Raw genomic sequence first — 15895 nt, forward strand, 5'->3', positions numbered from 1 at the left:
AGCCTCACACACAAACTTCCTGACACCCTCGCTCGGTGAGGTACTGCGAATCCGTCACGTGCGCGATGGCGAGGTCGTACTCGCCAGGTGTCTTGAACATCTGGTTCGTCTCACCGTCCGAGTCGGTGAACGGGTCCGCCACGCGCTTGCCGTCCTGCACCAGCACGTCCACGGTGCCGTCGCGGTAGAAATCGGCAACAGCACCGGTGCCCACCAGCGTGACATCGCTGCCGTCCTCCCCCGCCGCGGTGTCCACACGCTGCCACTGGCCAACGGTGTGGTTGAAGAAGTACATCTGCAGCTCGTGACGGTCGCGGGAGTGGCCGCGCCACGCAATCGACACCACGCTGTCCTTGGGGCGCTCCACCGCCAGCTCGAAGCGCTGGTACGGGAACGCGCGGCCGGTATCTTGTGCCTGGTCCATCTTGCGGACGTCCGCGGCACGGGTCTCGCCCTCACCGACGCGCGTGTCCAGCGCCGCCTGCGAGGAAGCGCCAATGTAGCCGGCGGACTTCGACCAGTCGATCGCCGCCGTCTTCGCGCCGAAGGCGGTCACGTCGGCGTCGGCGGTGCCGGTAGCGGTCAGGGGCGTGCCGTCGGAAAGCGAAGGCACCCCGGTGCGGGTTGCGCGCTCGACCTCGACCGGGTCGAGGGAGCCGTCGACGGGTTTGGTCACGTCGCGGTATTCCGGGCCGTCCGCCGAGCCGGGAGTGGCGGGCGCGGTGACAAAGTCCGCCCAGTTGTTGCCGGTGGACTGCACACGGTGCCAGGCGTAATCGTGCTTCTGCGCCTCCTCGATGGAGGTGAACCGCATGCGGCGGTCCAGCGGCACACCTGCCGACGAGCACGGCCCCTCCGGCGCGTTGGTCACCTTGCCCACGTCGTCGTAGTAGACACTGACGGCGTCGAGAAGCGTGCCTGCGGCATCCGTGATTGTGGCACCGTAGCCCTCCTGCTGGAAGGTGGCGTCGGTGGCAAGCGCGTCCTTCACGCCCGCCTCCGGACGGGCCACGGTGAGCACGCCACCCGGAGCCAGCGAAAGCCCGTCCGGCACCACCGCTGCCGGCTCCAGCATGCGGCGACCGTCGGCGGCACAGTAGTCCACGCGCAGCCCGGACAGGTCCGCGGGCGTGGAGCCGTTGTTGATGATCTCGATGTACTGCGCCTTCTGCCCGCCCTTGTCATCCGGGCGGCCGGCAGCGATCTCGTTGATCACCACATCGCCCATCTTCGGCTTTTGCACCTCAATGGCCTCGACGTCCGGGTCGTGCTCACCCGGGGTGCGCATCGCGCGAACGTAGTCCTTGGCGTTGTCGCCGGTGAACGCGACGCGCTGGTAGGACTCGCCGGAGGCGAAATCGAGCGTGTCGCTCAAAGGCTCGCCCGCGGTGCACGGGGAATCGACACGGTCGAACACGCCAACGGAGTCCACGACGTTGCGGTCCTTGTCCACCACCATCAAACCGAAGCCATCGACGGCGTTGAAGGAGGTGCCGTAGGTCGCGTCCGGGTGCTCCACCGTGGAGTCCGCTCCGGTGCGTGCGGCGGTGAACACCTCGCCGGGCGCCATCTCACCGTCGGGCAGATTGAGCTGCAGCATGCCGTCGTACACGCGCCCGGTGCCGGTGCAGCGGTAGACCTGCCACTCGGTGACGTCCACAGGCGCATCGCCCGTGTTGGTCAGCTCGAAGAAGTTATCGCCGGCACCGCCCGGGCCGCCGTTGGTGACCTCGGTGATCTTCACCGGCGAATCCACGCGCTGGTGCTGCGGGGCCTCTGCGTTGCGACGCCCAGGGGTCCTCTCCGCCACAATGAAATCCCGGCGGTCATCGCCCGTGATATCCACGCGCTGCCAGGATTCCCCGTGCAGGCCGTTGAGCACGCCGGGCAGCGGCTGGCCCATGGCGCAGAAGCTCTCCACGTCCTCGCGTGCGGACCCGACGCGGTCCACGATCTTGCCGTCCTGGTCGAATACGAGCAGGCCGTACTGGGTGGCAAAGGAGATGTCGAACGTGGTGTCCTGCGCTGCGCGGATATCCGCGCCCGCCTGCCCGGAGCGGCCCGCAGTGAAACGCTGGCCGGGCTCCAACACCACGCCGTCCAGCTGCTCGGCGGACACCTGCGGCACAGACGCGCGCACGCCGGTGCCGATGCAGCGGTACACGCTCCAGCCGGTCATGTCTTGCGGCGCGTCGCCGTAGTTCTGCAGCTCGAGGAAGATGTCGCCGTTGCCGTCCGGGCCGGTGTTGGTCATCTCCGAGACCAGCACGTTCGCCCCGCCGGTGGTGTGCGGCTCCTCGTGGGTGTACTCGGGCGTTGTCTCCTCGGCGGCTTCGCCCACCTCGATCGCACCCGCGGTGCGCTTCACAGCTACGAAGTCCGCGGCGTTGTCGCCGGTATTCGAGACGCGTTGGTAGGACACGCCGCCCGTGGCATCCAAGCTGGCGTACGGCAGCGGAGTCCCGTCAGCGGCGGCGGAATCCTGGTTGTCCGCCCAAGCAACTCGGTCCCAGATGTCACCGGAGGCGTCGTACAACACCACGCCCGCGGCCCCCTCGGTGAAGTCGCGGCCACCCTCATCGCGCGGCACCACGACAGCCTCTCCGGGCCCAAGCTTCTCGACGGGCATCCGCCCCGCCCACGCATACCCCGCAAACCGGCGCCCGAACTGGTTGACCACGTCCACGCGCAGGTCCGCGACGTCCACCTCCGTATCGCCGAAGTTGGCGATCTCAATCAGGCCCTCCCCGTCCGCGCCAGTGTGCGCGACCTCGGAGATGAGCACGTCGCCGCGCTTTGGCGCCGCCGACGGCTCGGTGGCATTGTCCTTGCCCGGGGTGCGCGGCGCGCGGATGAAATCCGCGGCGTTGTCGTCGGTGTCCTGGGTGCGCTGGAAGCTCTCGCCGGCGGCGGAGTCCGTGGTGTTGGCCAGCACAGTGCCCTCGCCACACGCCTGGTTAGCAGTGCCCGGGAACTGGATCGCGACTGCGTCGACGTCCTCGCCCGAGCTATCGCGCAGCAGCGCGCCGTAGGACTCGTTGGCCAGCGAGGTTGTGTACCGCTGCTCCACGTCCGCGTCCGCGATTGTGGACTGATCGCTCTCCCGCGCAAACAGCCAACGCTCCCCCGCGCCGATCGTGCCCTGCAGCGTGTTCTGCGGCGCTGACGCCACCGAGCCCGTGCCGGTGCAGCGGAACAGCTCCCAGCCGCTGACGTCCACAGGCTCATCGCCCCAGTTGGCAATCTCGATGAAGTTGTCGTGGTAGCCGCCGGGGCCGCCGTTTGCGATCTCACTGATGACCACCTGGCCGCCTGGCTGAGCAGCCGCGTCCGCAGCCTTCGCCGGCGCCACCGCTGCCGCCATCGGCAGCGCGATGACGACGCTGGACACAAGGGCGGTGCACCCGCGCACCGCCCGTTTCCGAATTCCCATTTTCAGTTCCTTAGCAATACGTTGCGCCCCTTTCTGGGGCGCATGCAAAGGAACTTATAGGTGAAATGGGAACCTACGATTATCTTAAGGTTAAATGTGAATTAACTTAATTCTCTTAGGCGGGTGGGGACGATGGGAGGCAAAATAGTTACCTCAAAGCATAAATCGCTGCGAGAAGCTAATTAGTACCCACTTGAATCGCAAAGATACCAAGAAAGCTTCCCTAAGTGTCCGACATAAGGAGCACCCCTACGGTCTTCTGCTTTTTTAAGACCACTTTGGCCCCCTCAGTACCCCTAGTGCAATCACCCCGGTTCCCGCGCCACGCGTGCGCAAATCAAATCCACTTTCAAAATCCACCGCCATACCGAGATTGAGACTGAGGCTCGCGCCTACAACCTTCCATACAGTACACAGCAGCTGTTGCAAAGGAGTGAACTGAATCAGAGCGAAACCCTACAGGTCACGAAAGATGGACCGTTGGTAGTCAAGTATGCGAGAGGCAACCGACCTAGGCTGCCCATACGACGGGAAGTGATGAAGCCAGATTGCGGCATCGGCATTCAACTCTATGAGGTACGCATCTTCGCGCTTGAAATTCCGCGCGATGAGATCCACGCCTGCAATCTTCAGATTTGGCACGGCTCGGACAGCATCAATAGCCAGTCTTTTGAAGTCGTCGCTTAATAACTCCAACGTATCTATCGAATACCCACCTTGCGAAACGTTATTCGTACCGTTAAGAAAGACCACTTGACCATGTTCTACACGCGTTTCTAAGCCTAAGCCTTGCCTCAAGAGAATTCGATCGTCGACGCTGACCTGGAACTTCTGCAGGTAGGCGTTCCTTGAACGCGCCTCAAGAGAACGCGCCAAAAGCTCAGAAACTGTACTGCTGCCATCCCCAACAACGAATGGCGGCACTCTGCTCACGGCTCCGACGACCTCTTGATCCACCACAAAAGCACGCGTGTCTAATCCTTGCACTTCCTCTTCGACAAGCACGTTTTGCCGCCTTCGACCAGCAGCTTTCGACCAAGCAGCACAGAACTGTTCTTGCGTCGTAATGCCGGTACTCACCCCGTTCCCCTTAGAACCTTCACTGGGTTTCACCACAACGCTCCCTGAAAGCTCCGACGCAAACCCCCACGCTTCAGCCATTTGACTAGCTTCAAACTCCGTGCCCCTCGGGACTGGGAGACCCGCAATTGAAAACAGCGCTTTGGAAAGGCTCTTCGATCTTGCGATAACCTCCGCGTTTGCCCCCACTACAGCAGTCGAGAGACCACGCGAGGTCGTTATGAGCTCGCTACCGTCAAAGAAACCGATAACGCCTCCCCCTAAGCGTCTAGTCTCCCACCCTCGCTGTCGCGCTTCGCGATAAAGCAACTGGGTGGTGCTCAACCATTTTTCGGCAGTATTAAGCGGTGTTTCGCTACCGATACCGAGATCGCGTAGAAAACGTTCACTGTGCTCAAAATAATTAGATGCCATCTACCTACAACCCGACAATCACGCCATTCAAAATTGATCGAAGAAGCCTTCTTAGAACGCCCGTTTCAACCTAACCGCCCGCAGCGGTTGTACGGTCAATCGATCGTATAATTGAGCCCGTACGGGAGCGAATCAGCATCTCAACAAACCAGTCAACTGCAGCTTCAGTTCCCGTTAGGCTTAATTGCAAACCCCGCTCACTCCGAAAACTCAATACGCCCAAACCAGCAAGTGCGCTATACCGCTCGACCCAATTTTCGAGCTTAGAATATCGGAGTTTCCCACGGACCTCGAGCATGATCGTATCCGTCTCACCAATATGGCTATCGGGAAAATAGGTGCGTGCTAGCTGGTCAGCTACATCTCTGCCTTCCCCACTCCAGGGCCAATGTTGAAGGTCAATATCCGGGTTTGCGTTCACCTCAAGGATGCCCCACTTCTGCCCTTCGGGATCAGCCGAAATGTCCTCGGCGATAATATCGATCCCCAGCACCTCGGGCGATCCAAAATGCTCCGGTACTCTCTCACAGATCTGAGTAAACCCCGGATGTACCTGATCGGTACGGTCGTGCGCATCTCCACCTGAACCGACATTTGCCACTGTTCGTAGCAACACTTCTGCCCCCTCACTGGGAACAGAGTGGAAACTCAGCCCCTGCTGACTTAGACAAAGCTCAGCATGTTCGTCGGTAAGGAGAGGATGGTTACGGGTCGACGGATTTAATTCCCTACGCTCGTTCTTCGTTGAAACAAGTTGCGCAACTGTGGATACGCCGTCGCCGATCACATGCGAAGGCTTCCTCTCTGTAACAGCTTTCAGCGAGGAGCCGATGGTCAGCATACGATAATCCCTGCCGAAGATTTGTTCTTCAAAAATGGCCGAATTTCCCGCCATATCTAAAGCTTTACGGAAGCCACCAATATCGCGGATTCCCATCGTGACACCGCGACCGTGAGACCCGCCATTAGGTTTTAGCACCCCAGGAACAAGTCCAAGCGACTGGATCTCCGCGAAGACTCCATCAGGATCGCTCTGAGCGTTTCCGACATCATAACTTGTTGGAACCCTCAACCCAGCTTCTTGTAATACAGACTTGGTGGTGGCTTTATCCCTCGCCAACCTGTGGGCAGCCATCCCCCGGTCTGCTGACATTAGGCCACGGAAGAGCTCTACTTCGCCCTTATAGGCGGCACCCCAAACTGGTAGATGGTCACCTTTGCGCTTAGGAGGGTTAATAACTCTAATGTTGCGACGGAGAAGCGCTCGCCTAAAAAGCCAAACTTTGTTCCCAGGACCTGTTTCTGAAAAATCGATTGCTTCTGCGACCTGCGTCGCAAACTTCGGGCGCGATGACACCAGTCAAACCCTCACATTTCGTCGAATCGTCAAACCACTATCAGGGCTACCCGCGACGCGGAACACCAAATACTGGCCAAGACAGCCAAGCGTTCCTCCGCAGAACCCCGTAATGATTCAGCCGAAAACTATGGCCACTTCGGTGGATTTATCGGGATATCCAGTAATCTGCAGTCCACCTTAGTGATTAATCGCAGAAAAACGGATAAATCGTACTGATCTGGTTTTGAGACCGACAGGAGCGGCTTAATAACTGCCCTGCTATTGAATGGATTCAACGGCTCACCGTAGAAGTCTTTCTCCACACTAGAAGGGCCGTGCCAAGTTCCCATGCGAATACTCCAATAGTATTCGTCAAACGGATCGAGCCAGTCTGAAGGACGACCACCGTCGTCGATCAGCTCCTGAAAACTCTTCGAAACCCTGGATAGGTACTCATCTTTCCCGTAACGCAGCACCTCATCCTTTGCTTTCCTGGACAACTTGCGATGGTAAACCGCAGCCATCTGTGTTGCTTGCTTAGGCTCTTCAAGGCCAGCGTTCCATTCGAGTTTCCGGTAATTACTTTGACCAAGTTCGAGAATGTTAGCGCTAAATACTGCTGCCTCCGAGTTACCGATGACCTCACTTAGGGGTTCTACTGCAGACCAGTGATGATCCCAGTAGTGAGCTTCTTCCAGCGCGGTTTTCATTGCCCCCTCTGGCCTTCGGGTGGGGACTTCAAAATGAGGTATACCGAACAGTTCGGAGATGTGGGAGGCAACCCGACGGTCAATCAATGTCCCGGCGTTATTCCCGTAGGTGAAGGTCTTCAAATTGACCCCCGCTGCAATACACACTGCGAGCAATACTCGAGAGTCGAGGCCGGCAGTGAGCGCAGCCCAAGTTTCGCGACCATCTGACAGAGCCTTCATCCCTTTGACCGAAAGGTCCAGAACCTGTGCGGCGGCCTTCTCTGTTGAGATTTGCGGCAGCGGTCCTCTTGGCCAAAACCGCTGAAGCTGCGGGCTTCCCAGTTTGAGCACAAGGTTAGGTGGCAAGATACGCACCCCCTCGTAAGGGGTGAAGTTGGCAGGAAACGAACTTGAAAAAGGAAGTTGGCTTTTTACAACCCGCCTGCCGTTCCGTTTCGCCAACAGTAAGGCGTGAGAAGCAATGGCAGTGCCGTCGGCGCTATAAAATATGGGGCGCATACACGTCGCATCACCGGCCACTTTGACGCACTCCGTGTCCCCGTAGAGTATTGCGAAGCGCCCAACAAGATTGTCCATCGACTCGAAGAGACCTTGTTCGCCATCACTTGCCAATCGCGCCAGAAGGGCTTCAACAACCCCCTGACCATCATCACCGACTGATACACAAGTGCCAATTACCACGATAAAAGCACCCGACGATCGGTCAGATTTAGCGGATACCTCTGTGTTATCAGCCACGAAAAAACCAGGCAACAATGGGCCTTTAACGAAGCCGTCCGGACATTCCGAAGCCTTCGTGTCGAGGATAAACCCCCTACGGAAAGCAGACACAACCATGGGTCAATCACCTTCGATAATTCGGCTGAGACACGCAGGATTGGAAAGACAACGTTGACCTGCAAGCATCTTCGTCACACTTTGCACTATGTAACTCTGTTCAACATTAGACACTGAAGCGATGCTATTTGCGATTACTCGAGTAGGTATCCAGATACAGGCTGAAATCCTTTCCACGCAGCAAATCCGCTGAGAGTCTTCCTTCTGCCTCAATAAACTTCTGTCCCAGCATTTTATCGATCTTTTCGAAAATCTGCCCATGGTAGGTACCACCCGGGTGTGGCGTAATTTCTCCGAGTACCACCTGCCCTTCAGAACACAAGAAATCTACCCTGATAAATGGCGCCGGCGTATTGATCGATACTCGCGAGGCATACTCCAATACTTCCGGGGGAAAACCGGTTCCTTGATAACGGTGGCGACGTCGATCCACATATACTTGCTCGCCGTCCGGGAGATAGAAACAGAAGAGATTCCGCGAATGCTCGTCCGCATTGCGATGAATTTCCTCGATGAGCACTGGCTCGCCATAAAACGTGAATACCTTTAGATCATATGCTGGCTTTTCATATGTCCCCACCAGCTTTTCCACTATCCACTTACGCTTTTTTGCAAGCGTGCGCTCATCAAACTCTGCTCGGACACCTTGGTGAAAAGACTGATAGGTAACTCCGGAGTAAACGGAGGTTGCGGTCAAATCATCGCCGATCAGAAACACGCCACGAGAGGACGAGCCATGCATGGGCTTAATGACGGTACGCGGCGCAACTTCAATTTCCGCGAACGGCACAGACGACTTTATGACACCGGGTGTCGGAACTCCTAGGGCCTCCGCAAACGAACGATCCTGGTTTTTAGGATTGCCTCCACGAGCGATGTTCAAGCCATGTTTTTTCAGTTCAGCTTTAATCAGACGCGTGTGAGAGATGCTAGCCCTAAAAGATACCCCCACTCGATCCGTTACAACATCACCAGCGAAAGAGCTTTTAACATCTTTCCAGCTTAGACGGCTATAGAGGTTCTGGAGAGCTTTCTTCTTCCTCGCTGAATCTAGGCTTCCATCTTTCCTGAGAGCGGAAATGCATCGATACACTTCCTGAAGCGAGCGCGAATAGTCATTGCCCGCCCGTCTCGCCTCCGCGACGATGTCGCTTGGCAATTTCTTTTCCGAACCGGGCTCAGCCACTTGAACTCTCCTTAGCAATCCACGGGGCAGTTCGTTTACAGGTCACAAGCGACTCGCACATTGAACACTGCCTCTTTCAGTAACCCAATCGTCTGGGCCATCAAAGCCAGTCCAGATTACACGACTCTCACCTTCCGCTTCCCCGAAGACTCGTGTTACAAAGCAGCGAGACCACGCGACGTTCATAGTCTGTCGACAGCAGGGTTTCCTTGACAGGAATCCATGGAACAGCCATAACGATTGAGCAGCTACCAGAGCACAGTCATCCGCCCCCACCTAGCTAGCCACCCACCTTCAAACGCACGTTCTTCCGTAACCGCTAGGTTAACCGGCATCCACCATACAGCCCCTCCCCCCCAATCCTGAACACGGTTTCTACTAGATTTGAAATCGCGCATTAACTAAGGCCTATCATTTCTGTGGTGGGCATTTCCAACGGAATCGTAGGAGCCCAACTTCAGCACTGTGGGCGACCGCCCTACGAGAATTATAGAAGGATGACAGCGATGAGTAGCGCGTTTCTAGGCCACACAAGATTTAGCCTCTACGATCCGGCGTCTCCCTCCTGGCGCCTGTCAAGGAAGTCGGGGCGCAGTAACCGCCGAGGCTACGAGCGTGAACTATATTCTCCGTCCCGCATGAACAGTCGGATGACGATTTTTTTCGACCACTCCCTGCCAGTTTTAGAGGACGCAAGTCGACACCACAAGATCTTCCACCTCGTCAGTTTTTCGGAGGAGCTTCCCGAACACTATGCAAGTCATCTTAGAAATGCGGCAGACAGATTCCCTTGGCTCAGTTTGGACCTTCGCACACCGAAGAATAGAAGGGGTACCTCTCTCGACAGTTTTGCACGTGAAACTCTTTCGGAAGGCGATATTTTCGCTGAGTTCCGTTTAGATGACGATGATCTCCTCGCAAGTACCTACTTTGACGCTTTAGGTGAATACGTGGCAGCGCCATTCGTGGGTTCCTATGTCTCATTAGGTCTCGGCATACAAGCGTTTTTCGATGGATCCAACTTCCGAGAACCCAGGATCGAACACAGGCCAAAAATCGCTATCGGTTTAGCGAGAATCTGTAGCTTCGGCATCGATGGTGAACTGGTCGGCCCGCCACGAGCTCCACACACCAAGGCAGATCGAAAAGCTCCGGTCATAGTCGATAGCCGCTCCATACAATTTCTGCATACCCTGCATCTAGACCAAGACTCCGGAGTCGATAAGCCCGAAGGCGATCTTGGTAACCGTTTTCGCAACTATCTCCAACAGCCCAAACCAAACGGGGAGTTGGAGGATCATCTTTTCCCAAGCATTCAGTTTAAAGAGTGGAACGACAGCGACCAGCTGAAGGCAGTTCTCGGAGCCCACGCTAACTTTTCCAGCATTTACTCACTAGCCCAGAAAGCGCGCCAACATTTTAGACGGCCGATCTTCTAATCAGCCTTCAAGAGCTTGCTTCGCCGAGGATGGCTGGCCAACACGGGGGCAGGCTGATTCAACTTGGTGAAACAGCTATGAGTTCAATGGATCTGATGCCATCTTGCCTCACTTCGAGTGGTGCGCTACGAAGCTTTGGATCTTTCGAAGATAGGAATCGTGCGTGTAGTTAAGTTTTAGCACCTCTCGAGCGCGTTCTACCTGTGAATAGTACTCTTTCGGATTTTCCCGGAATGTTTGGATAATTTCCGAGACGTCCTCGGGAGAGCAGTAGACGGCAGCACGACCGAAAACCTCTTCATAGTGAGGCGGAAGAATCACAACCAAATTGGCTGCGATAGCTTCCAAGATCGACCGCCCGAAGGCTTCAATGGCGTTGGTGTTCTGGAAGAACACGTAAAAATCTAATGAATGTAAGAAATCACGTACTTTCTCTTGATCACGATCGAGCAACTCCCAGTCCGTTGGCGGCTCAGTTTGCCCCAAAACCTTAAGGGCTATATCCCGTCCCCCCATGGCACGGACTTTTACTGAACCGTCGTTCGGGTAGGCAGCTAGTAATCGTTCGCGGGTCTCAGGCCACTTCATTCGATCATCTCTGGAGTGGCGCCCGATAACCGGTATCCTTCTCCCACTAAAGTCAATCTTCTGCTTCTGCCAGTCTCGCGGGTCGACAATTCCCGGCAGGTCGAAGGTACACAGCTCGAAATCATCTAGGTACGTTTCTATAGCTCTCCGTACTTGCGGCCCCTGAGGAGCCCAAACAGGATCTGTACCAAACATGAAGCGTGCATGCTCTGTGCAGTCACGCACCAGATACCTAATATCAGTCCCATCCCTTTCGGAAGGAGCTTGGTTAGCCAGGATTACTAGGCGGCCCACATCCAGTTTCGACGGCTCGTCGGGCGGAAATTGAAGGATAGGGGGGTACCTCAGAACCAACAATTTCGCGGATGCTTCGTCGTCATAGAAGATCTGATCGACGATCCCCTCGTTCAATAATGTCTGAACTTGGTCATTCAGGTTCTCGATCTTATTGCTCATGAATCGCGCGGCTTCCAAGTGCAAAATCGCCACTTTGAATCCCGCCCCCGTAAGAGCTTTTACTTCCTCGAGCATTGACTTCTGTGGCCCGCCATATTTCTTCCAGTCACCCGCTAGGACAACGTCATAGCTAGTTTCGAAGTCATCTTGTGCACCGCTAATGCGACGTGGAGCAAAAATCGGAACTGAATTCTGGTCGTCGATATTGAGTCGAAGTTCCTGACTCCCGGCGGTTGAATGCCACAGTTTGTAGGCAGATTTATAGCTATCTCTGGTTGGGTGGCTCCACCCTGCGGAAAAATCACTTCTCGAGAGACTATCGCTGAGGATTCTCACGACTGTGAGCGGTTTATCGATAGTGACCACTTCTCGACCGGTTTCGATTCCAATTCGTTCGGCAAGCTCCGTATCTGCAGCTTTCCGTACAGGCATAAACCCACCTAGACGCCGTAGCAAAGGTACTCGAACCATGAGAGACGAGGCGTTACCAGAACGGTAACTATAGCCAAGGAACACTCGTCCGAGGTCCTCGCCGCACCGAACCGCCCCGACCTTGCATGCGGCAACGTTTGGGTCGTCCAGCATCTGGCGCAGCTGGAACTCAAGCCGTTGCGGATGCGACCAGTCGTCATCGTCTTGGCCTGTGTAAAATTCGCCGCGCGCAAGCGTTAGGCCACGGTTTCGACACACATAGGTGCCGCCATTCTCTGGCATCTTCTCCACACGGATCCGATCGTCCCAGGTAGCTACTTCATCGAAAAGCGAATCGTACTCTGGACCAGAAGCATCGTCGACAATGATCAGCTCAAGATCGCTTACTGTCTGATTTAGGATAGATCGAACAGAAGTTTCTAGCTCATCGCGATTCGGCCGGAACGACGTCATGACGACCGAGATCAGCGGTCCAGTATCTTGTTGCATATCGATTCGAGCCACGTCTGCCTTGGCGGTCAGTCGATCGAAGGGCTTCTTCTCGGCAATTTCTAATTCCACTGGGGCGATCCCCTCCGCCACAAAGCGGAGATTAAAGTTATTCAGCCATTCTGCATAGTCCGCGTCTGGGTTAGAAACCTCAGTTCCAAATCGGTATGGGTTTTTGAGCTCAGCACGAAGGTACCCACGATCCGAATTGTCAGTTTCCTTCCACTTTTTCAAAAGAGCACGAACGTCGTCGTCTTTCTTTTGAAGGATCAGTGCCTGGACGCAATTGCGTCGCCATTTCTTCACCTCGCGATCGTATGGAAGCAGACCCAAAGCTGCGCGAAGTATTGTTAGCCCGACCATTTGCTCGCTCTCGGTTTTGCTCGAGAGGAGTAAATAATTAGCCACTTCTCCAACTACTGTCGGGTTCAGGCTCTTCCTGATAACCGAGCGCATCTGGCCGATCCCGCCCTCTGTATACGCATGCAGAAGATCGCCGCGCAATTGCCGCCAACTTGTTGGCGAACCAGCAGCCTCGGTAGCCAAAATGTCTAGGTAGCTATTCGCCTGCGCTCTCCTAGCTGTCGCGATGGCCGCCCCTCGCCGGCGGGAAGAAATTCGCGCGTAGTCCCGCAGCAAGTTGTCCGTATTAAGTCTACTGGCAGCGCTGGAACGCTCATCAAGCCAGGTCACCCGATTTCGCACGTTTAATTCTCCCTCAATTCGTTAATGTACGCCTCGAAAGTTGCACCGTCCCACAACTTTGGCAAGTGCTGCACTGCACGTCCCTGTTGCAACTCATACAGTTCGGGGAGCTCAAGCATGCGCTTGACCACCGTCGGCAGACCGTCTGGTTTGACGTACAATGCACCATCTCCATACGTCTCTTCAGAACCTGGGCGCATGACAACAACGAGTCCCTCCGACATCGCTGACAACACCTCCAACGACGGACGGGTGTGTGGCTCTCCCATATCGACCCAGAAATCAAGTCGTTCAGTTAGGTCAGCGAAGTCGTACTCCTCCAAAGAGACGAGCTCCGCACCTTCCCTCAATAAGCTTTCAATTCGCACACTGGAATCATCAAAATCGTCAACTAACAGAACGTCATAGACTTTATTTCCCATATAAGCGCCCTTAATTTCGGACAGCTTACTTGGCCAATTCTTAGGCTGGGGAGCGCGACCTCGACCAATCACAGGCTTCGATTCTGGATCCAACATACGAGTCTGACGCGTACCAAACGGACTCAGCCCCACCCAGTCATCCAGGATCCGAATATCGGCTTCCTGTTTGCCGAAAACTTGACAAACGCCGGCCAGTGCATTTCGTCCTAACGCACCCTGCATAGGATCTCTCAGATCCTTACCAGAAGCGACGAACAGAATCTCCTCCGCGGACACCTTGCTGGTCGTTTCTTCAGCAAATTCGAAAGCTCGTGCATCACGAACGATCAAGTAATCGAACCGCACTATGTTCTGGAATGAGAAGAACTGCACCCCAGTCTCCTCTAACAGTGTCAACACCCTCTGATTCACCAAAGGGAGAGCCGAACCCTCGAAACTATGGTGATGCACGATGGCCACCCGATAACCAAGTGAATCAAGCAACCGCAACTCGGCGACTGCTGATGCTTGTGTAACATCATCGAGTTTCGCATCGAGAACATAGCCGAAATCGAAGACGCCGAAATCAGTTCCGCGCTTATTTCCCTCCATATCTGCGGGCAGAGCTTTCACCTCGAGCTTCGTGTTGCCTGCACCGATTCCACGATGTGCCGTCGTGAACGCTGAGTGGTAGAGCATCCGAGACGGGTTCTGGAACCCCCTGAGTATTTCCCCTGAGGTCAGCGAGCGTTCGTGTGTACGTGTGAAAGACAGTGGCGTTTCTGAGCAGCATCCGACTTTCTTCCCGAACGCTTTTTGCAATCGCAAGGTGAACTCCTCATCAGCTCCACGATTCACCTCATGCCAACCTCCCATGGCTCGAGCATCTTCGGTTCGGACCAGCAATGATGACATGTTATTTTGCGAAAACTCGGGTCTCCGATTGATGCGAGTGAACTTGAGTTCCTCTGTAACTCGGGCATGCTTCGATATAGAACCAACCAGATCAGGATTCTCCAACAAGTATTCGACTTGTTTGGTAATTTTCTGTGGATGTGACCAATCGTCGTCGTCGTGAACGGTTACAAATTCGCCTTTTGCAAGGCGGAGCCCCTCATTTCTAGCGACATACGCGCCACGATTCTCATCTAGATGGACCAGCTTCGCAGTCGGATACTCCGCAATGATTTTTTTCAGCGCATTGACGTTCTCTTCACTCGAACCGTCGTCAATAACTAAAATCTCATGATTCTTCCAACTCTGCGCGGCCAGGGAACTCAACGCAGTCCTGATACGAGGCGCTCCCTCGAAGGTCGGCACAATAATGCTCACCAATGGCCGAGATTCAGGCTCGATAACTGAAGACAGAGATTCGGCCTCAAGCTGATCTAGGTGGGTCATGTTGTCATTGTTGAATTCGAGCAGGTTGAGGCCGCTCGCTCGATAAATCGTGTTTACGGCATTCAACCAGTGCTCCGCATGCCCAGGTTTGCCTGCAAACTGGTTCGCTACTGTGAAGTGATACTGAACTGGGTTGCTCTTCTTGAGCCCCAGCGTTTCAAGCATGTATGCAGCAGTCTCCCAGTCGCCGCATTCTCCGACAATTTCTGATAGAAGAAGACGATCCTCTCGACTCAACTTGTTTTTCCCGAATACGGCGGCAGCTACCACGAGAATTGTCCGCGCGTCCTCAAGGTCCGATTCATCCAGACGCTGGTTACCCAGCACATGCGCCAGAGCAAGAAGGACATCCGCATCCCAACTCTTAACAGTCTCAAAATCCGAAAGGTCATCTTCCCTCAGCGCACGAAGGATTGAGATCAGCTGGCTGTAGGAATAGAGATTACCCGATGCCGCCCTTGCGAAATTATCGCGGATCTTCCGGCTTTTTACCTTTAGTGCAAACCGCGAAGCAGCCTTAGGTGCTTTGTTAATCGACCGAGCAACGTCCGCTTCTCGGTCTTTAACGGAAATCCTTTGCGATTCCAGTGGAGATACGGAGGATGGGACTGACTGCCTCGTCGCCTGTTCCTTCGTCTTTGTAGCTTGTGGCTGGCCAGCCTTCTTTGACTTCTTCGCCGGAGTTACAGGATCTTTCGAATGCCCTGCGCCAAGGCCCGACTCTGAAAGTACAACGGAGTTTAGGTCGCTCTGCTCTTCAACTAACTTTCGCACCTTTTCAAATTGCCGATTTGAGGCAGCCCTTGTGTTTACCAGATAACGATGGATTACGGCTGCGGCGGCAATCAAAGTCAGTACCGCAAGCGATAGAAAGAAAAGGGTGGCTGGAATTTTTCCGATGATGGCCAGCACAGCAGCAGCGACTGCCGATACAGCTCCAGCAAGTGTAAGAATCTGTGTTTTGCTAAATCCCTTTGCCATT

Annotated in this window: 8 protein-coding genes; 1 reads left to right on the top strand and 7 read right to left on the bottom strand. The window is 55.3% G+C overall.

Translation table 11 applies throughout. The features are described from left to right. Positions 1 to 4 precede the first annotated feature (4 nt). The 5 genes from HMPREF2791_RS00005 to HMPREF2791_RS11705 all read right to left on the bottom strand — a co-directional run bounded on the left by HMPREF2791_RS00005 (position 5) and on the right by HMPREF2791_RS11705 (position 9002). Positions 5 to 3433, bottom strand: a complete 3429-nt coding sequence (locus HMPREF2791_RS00005; RefSeq protein WP_083327818.1) for a lamin tail domain-containing protein — start codon at positions 3431 to 3433, stop codon at positions 5 to 7. Positions 3434 to 3889: 456 nt separating this feature from the next. Continuing rightward, positions 3890 to 4513, bottom strand: coding sequence for a hypothetical protein (locus HMPREF2791_RS00010; protein ID WP_141764857.1), 624 nt, complete (start codon positions 4511 to 4513; stop codon positions 3890 to 3892). A gap of 484 nt (positions 4514 to 4997) precedes the next feature. Further along, positions 4998 to 5864 carry a hypothetical protein gene (locus HMPREF2791_RS11695; protein ID WP_141764858.1) on the bottom strand — a complete coding sequence of 289 codons (867 nt, stop codon included), beginning with the start codon at positions 5862 to 5864 and terminating at the stop codon, positions 4998 to 5000. A 548-nt stretch (positions 5865 to 6412) separates the two neighbouring features. Beyond that, positions 6413 to 7816, bottom strand: coding sequence for an asparagine synthetase B family protein (locus HMPREF2791_RS11700; protein ID WP_141764859.1), 1404 nt, complete (start codon positions 7814 to 7816; stop codon positions 6413 to 6415). A 124-nt stretch (positions 7817 to 7940) separates the two neighbouring features. Continuing rightward, entirely contained in the window at positions 7941 to 9002 is a 1062-nt protein-coding gene (locus tag HMPREF2791_RS11705; protein ID WP_141764860.1) for an ATP-grasp fold amidoligase family protein, read from the bottom strand. Positions 9003 to 9508: 506 nt separating this feature from the next. Between HMPREF2791_RS11705 and HMPREF2791_RS11455 the strand changes: the two genes are divergently transcribed. Continuing rightward, positions 9509 to 10441 (top strand): glycosyltransferase, encoded by a 933-nt coding sequence (locus HMPREF2791_RS11455; RefSeq protein WP_168168273.1) that lies wholly within the window; start codon positions 9509 to 9511, stop codon positions 10439 to 10441. A gap of 108 nt (positions 10442 to 10549) precedes the next feature. Here HMPREF2791_RS11455 and HMPREF2791_RS00020 read toward each other — a convergent pair whose 3' ends face one another. Both HMPREF2791_RS00020 and HMPREF2791_RS00025 read right to left on the bottom strand, forming a co-directional pair. Further along, positions 10550 to 13099 (bottom strand): glycosyltransferase, encoded by a 2550-nt coding sequence (locus tag HMPREF2791_RS00020; RefSeq protein ID WP_141764861.1) that lies wholly within the window; start codon positions 13097 to 13099, stop codon positions 10550 to 10552. A 14-nt stretch (positions 13100 to 13113) separates the two neighbouring features. Further along, entirely contained in the window at positions 13114 to 15894 is a 2781-nt protein-coding gene (locus tag HMPREF2791_RS00025; protein WP_083327822.1) for a glycosyltransferase family 2 protein, read from the bottom strand. Between the last annotated feature and the right edge of the window lies 1 nt (position 15895).

The sequence above is a fragment of the Corynebacterium sp. HMSC034A01 genome (assembly GCF_001838175.1).
Lineage (GTDB): Bacteria > Actinomycetota > Actinomycetes > Mycobacteriales > Mycobacteriaceae > Corynebacterium.

Bases quoted from the DNA above. Each gene is read 5' to 3' on its own strand.
- HMPREF2791_RS11695 (WP_141764858.1), bottom strand. From the start codon at position 5,864: ATGGGAATCCGCGATATTGGTGGCTTCCGTAAAGCTTTAGATATGGCG.
- HMPREF2791_RS00005 (WP_083327818.1), bottom strand. From the start codon at position 3,433: ATGGGAATTCGGAAACGGGCGGTGCGCGGGTGCACCGCCCTTGTGTCC.
- HMPREF2791_RS11700 (WP_141764859.1), bottom strand. From the start codon at position 7,816: ATGGTTGTGTCTGCTTTCCGTAGGGGGTTTATCCTCGACACGAAGGCT.
- HMPREF2791_RS11455 (WP_168168273.1), top strand. From the start codon at position 9,509: ATGAGTAGCGCGTTTCTAGGCCACACAAGATTTAGCCTCTACGATCCG.
- HMPREF2791_RS00025 (WP_083327822.1), bottom strand. From the start codon at position 15,894: ATGGCAAAGGGATTTAGCAAAACACAGATTCTTACACTTGCTGGAGCT.